3 protein-coding genes are annotated in these 2655 nt (G+C 62.7%); 2 read left to right on the forward strand and 1 reads right to left on the reverse strand.

The genetic code is table 11. From position 1 onward, the window contains the following. The coding region (locus L3X40_RS21540) for a conjugal transfer protein TraG (protein ID WP_272908131.1) at positions 1-1809 on the reverse strand (1809 nt) is incomplete at its 3' end. A 232-nt stretch (positions 1810-2041) separates the two neighbouring features. Between L3X40_RS21540 and L3X40_RS21545 the strand changes: the two genes are divergently transcribed. Further along, positions 2042-2314 carry a type II toxin-antitoxin system TacA family antitoxin gene (locus L3X40_RS21545; protein WP_237367377.1) on the forward strand — a complete coding sequence of 91 codons (273 nt, stop codon included), beginning with the start codon at positions 2042-2044 and terminating at the stop codon, positions 2312-2314. Continuing rightward, positions 2302-2595, forward strand: coding sequence for a hypothetical protein (locus L3X40_RS21550; protein ID WP_237367378.1), 294 nt, complete (start codon positions 2302-2304; stop codon positions 2593-2595). Before L3X40_RS21545 ends, L3X40_RS21550 begins: the two co-directional genes overlap by 13 nt. Positions 2596-2655 lie beyond the last annotated feature (60 nt).

The raw sequence follows: 2655 nt of genomic DNA on the forward strand, positions 1-2655 counted from the left end.
GTTGCGCTCGAACGTCACCAGACAGGTCGGCGACACGCGCTTGGTGTGTTCGACAAAGCCGTCAAAGGGACGGCCTACGGGTGCAAGCGCCGTCCAGTCATCCTTGGGCCGCGATGCAGGGGCAAGCGGCATCGGCTTTGGGGGCGGCAGGAGGCGCGTCCGAAACCGGGGATCAAGATAATAGCGCGCCTTTTCCGCGCGGATCGGCGGGGTGCTCGCCACGAAGACGATCTCTTCGTCGGGCGAGAATTGCTGAACCTCGCCGGGCGTCATCAAGGGACGCGCGGTCTCAGTGCGCGAGACCATGACATGGCCGAGCCAGGGCGAAAGTCTGTGACCGGCATAGTTCTTCATCGAGCGCTGCTCGGTCGCGGTTCCGAGCGCGTCGGACACGCGTTTGGCGGTGCGGTCATCGTTGGCGGCGAAGGCCACACGCACATGACAATTGTCGAGGATCGAGTTGTTCTGACCATAGGCCTTCTCGATCTGGTTAAGGCTTTGGGCGATGAGAAACGCCTTGATCCCGTAACCGGCGACATAGGCGAGCGCGCTTTCGAAAAAGTCGAGACGCCCCAGCGCCGGAAACTCATCGAGCATGAACAGCAGCCGTTGGCGTTTACCGCTGACCGTGAGATCCTCCGTCAGCCGCCTGCCGATCTGGTTGAGCATCAGGCGGACCAGCGGTTTGGTCCGGCTGATGTCGGAGGGTGGAATCACCAGAAAGAGCGATACCGGCACCGGTGAACTGACCAGGTCGGCGATCCGCCAGTCGGACGCGCCCGTTACCTTGGCAACCACCGGATCACGATAGAGGCCGAGGAAGGACATGGCGGTCGAAAGCACCCCCGAGCGTTCGTTCTCGGACTTGTTGAGCAATTCCTGTGCGGCGGCCGCAACGACGGGATGGACGCCGGCGTCTCCCAGATGCGGGGTCGCCTTCATCTTGTGCAGCGTGGTCTCGATCGAGCGGCGGGGATCGGAAAGAAAGGCAGCGACGCCCGCGAGGGTCTTGTCCTCCTCGGCATAAAGCACATGGAGGATGGCCCCGACCAGCAGCGCGTGACTGGTCTTCTCCCAATGGTTGCGCTTTTCCAATGAGCCTTCGGGATCGATCAGCACGTCGGCGACATTCTGGACGTCGCGCACTTCCCACTCGCCCTTCCGGACCTCGAGCAGTGGGTTATAGCCATTGGACGCCGGGTTGGTGGGGTCGAACAGCATCACTCGTCCGTGCCGGGCGCGGAAGCCCGCGGTAAGCTGCCAGTTCTCGCCCTTGATGTCGTGGACGATGCAGCTTCCAGGCCAGGTCAGCAGCGAGGGAATGACGAGGCCCACACCCTTGCCGGATCGGGTGGGCGCGAAGCACAGCACATGCTCGGGACCATCGTGGCGCAGATAACGCTTCTCGTGCCAGCCGATCACCACGCCGTCATCGGCGTAGAGGCCGGCCTTGCGGATCTCCTTGGGTGTTGCCCAGCGCGCCGAGCCGTAGGTCTCGGATTTCTTCTCCTCCCGTGCCCGCCAGACCGACATGGCGATGGCGACGATGACGGCAGCCATAGCGCCCGACACCGCGATATAGGCTCCGGTCTCGAATATCTTCGGCGCATAGGCGTCATAAGCGAACCACCACCAGAAGAACGCAGGAGGCGGATAAATGGGCCATGGACCCAGCCAGAACCAGGGTTCGCCGAGTTCAGGCTGATAGGCGAGCGCATGGGCGGTCCATTGGGTCGCCGCCCAGATGCCGAGCAGCGTCACCGCGATGACGGCGATGACCTGGCCCCAGAGAATTTTCGCGGCAGACATGATGGTGCCCTTCGATGAGCGTCGACGCAATTCGCCGACGCGATGGGGCCAATCAAAAATGCGCAAAAAGGCGGTGTTTCAACAGGAATGTGTCCGCATCGCAGGTTGGCGAAGAAAGACAGGGAATGGCGTAGCGTACCACCTTCCCGCCTCATGCGTCCCTGGCCGGAATAGCGTGTGCGTTGAAATGCCGAGGAGCGTATGCTATTGTCATACACAAAGGAGTCCTATCATGGCCAAGCTGGCCCCAGCCATTCTCAGCGTTCGCGTTAACCCGGCGGAGCGGGCGATGCTTGAGGCGGCCGCGCAGGCAGCGCGCACGAACCTCAGCGACTTCATCCGACGCAAGGCGGTCGAGGCGGCAGAGCAGGATTTGCTCGAACAACGCCAGGTCGTGATCCCGGCCAAGGATTGGGAAAGGTTCGAAGCCTGGGTTCACGCCGAACCGAGGCAGATCGAAGCGCTCCGCAAGCTCGCTAAGTCGCGCCCAGCATGGGAGGACTGACGCCGCCCCGTCCGCTGGCGGAGGAGGATGATCGCGATGCGTTCGACTGCGGCCGGGACTCTCTCAATCAATGGTTCCGCCGGAACGCATGGCGCAATCAGCAATCGGGCGTTTCGCGGACCAGCGTGATCTGCGATTCCGAAACCGGCCGGGTCGTCGGTTATGTCAGCCTGTCGGCGGCCCAGATCGAGCGCGCCTTCGTCCCGAAGGCCGACCAGCGCAATCGTCCCGACCCGCTGCCAGCTCTGCTCCTGGGACAACTGGCTGTTGATTGTCGCTGAGAAGTGACCCGGTATTTTCATCGAGAAGTGACCCGGCTGGTTTATGTCCCGCGTTGCGGG

This window comes from Rhizorhapis sp. SPR117, from assembly GCF_021742065.1.

Coding starts and splice junctions, on each gene's coding strand:
- L3X40_RS21545 (WP_237367377.1), top strand. CDS start 2,042: ATGGCCAAGCTGGCCCCAGCCATTCTCAGCGTTCGCGTTAACCCGGCG.
- L3X40_RS21550 (WP_237367378.1), top strand. CDS start 2,302: ATGGGAGGACTGACGCCGCCCCGTCCGCTGGCGGAGGAGGATGATCGC.